Genomic DNA, 1219 nt, shown 5'->3' on the forward strand with positions numbered 1-1219 from the left:
GCGTCCAGCAATTTGAGCTGGTCCGACGACAAACTTTCAATGAGGACCTGAGCAGCATTGCTGGTCTCGTAGAGAAATACGATCATGTCACGTATTTCAAAGCCCGCATCCTCAATACGCGCTGCCATCCGGTGTTGAGTACGGGATCCCGCGAAAGACAGCAAATGACCACCGGGTTTAAGTACGCGCAGACACGCTTCCCAGATGGCTTGTGAAGGGACATCATAGTCCCACGTTTTCCCCATGAATTTAATACCATATGGCGGGTCGGTCACTATGCTGTCCACAGAGTTGTCCGGCATATTGCGCAGAACCTCCAGGCAGTCGCCATGGTTCAAAATGTCATGCATGGCGTTCCCTCCCGACATCGTCACCAACTGATGAAGAGGGGCCCCCCTGTTTATCACTGACACTATTTTCCAGTTCATCAAGGGTGCGGAACAGGAACATCTCGCGTTGCTTCGCATCAAACGAAACAGGAACACTGTTTCTCATCACCGTTCTGATACTGACAAACAGCCTGACCAGCGATTCTTTAGTTTTATTATCCGGCATCACATACATGGCATAGTGCCAGCGACCGGCGTCGCTGGCTGCCAGATGACTGCCAATAATGCTGATGTAACGTGCGCAGGTTTTCATTGACCGCTCTGTTTCCACTGCGACGATGGCACCGCTGCTTAAGGTAATAATGCCGTCCGGTCGGTGCCGGATACCTGGGTACCGCGCCATAAACTCTCCCCGGTCGCCATTAAGCCAGCCTGTGCCGCCTTTTTCCTCCAGGGCGATCCTGACCCGCTGGTTTAACAGGCGATGTTCCAGCGTCGAGTTTTTGAGTTTGCCCGGCTCAAAATAGGCAGGGAAAACCTTGTCATTAGCACTAACCACCATTGCCAGTCCCTGCATGGTGATCCCCCACAATGATTTTTTCCCGGTCAATACTGGATACTCATGTTTATTTAGGAGACCCATTGAAACCGCTTTATTCAGCAGGTTATACATCGCATGGTTATGTTTACCTTTATAACCGACAACTCTTTTTAAGGTCCGGAAATCAGAGAATGTTTCTTCCTTGAGGAAATACAGCAATGCCCGCATTCTCCGATTCGCGGCTTCATTTCTTTCAGCAACATTATGAACAAGCATTGATAGCCTCATAGGTTAATGGAGGGTTTGTGAATTGGGCTTTCTTTTTCGCTATGCAGGTTTCTTTTATGTT

At 49.3% G+C, this 1219-nt stretch carries 2 protein-coding genes; both read right to left on the reverse strand.

The genetic code is table 11. From position 1 onward, the window contains the following. Positions 1 to 350, reverse strand: a 350-nt coding sequence (locus J5224_RS28755) for a DNA methyltransferase (RefSeq protein ID WP_264628504.1), incomplete at its 3' end; no start/stop codon positions are given. After that, positions 343 to 1146, reverse strand: a complete 804-nt coding sequence (mobC, locus tag J5224_RS28760; protein WP_264628505.1) for a MobC family replication-relaxation protein — start codon at positions 1144 to 1146, stop codon at positions 343 to 345. The genes J5224_RS28755 and mobC, both read right to left, overlap by 8 nt. Positions 1147 to 1219: the final 73 nt, after the last annotated feature.

Source organism: Candidatus Symbiopectobacterium sp. NZEC135 (genome assembly GCF_025962695.1).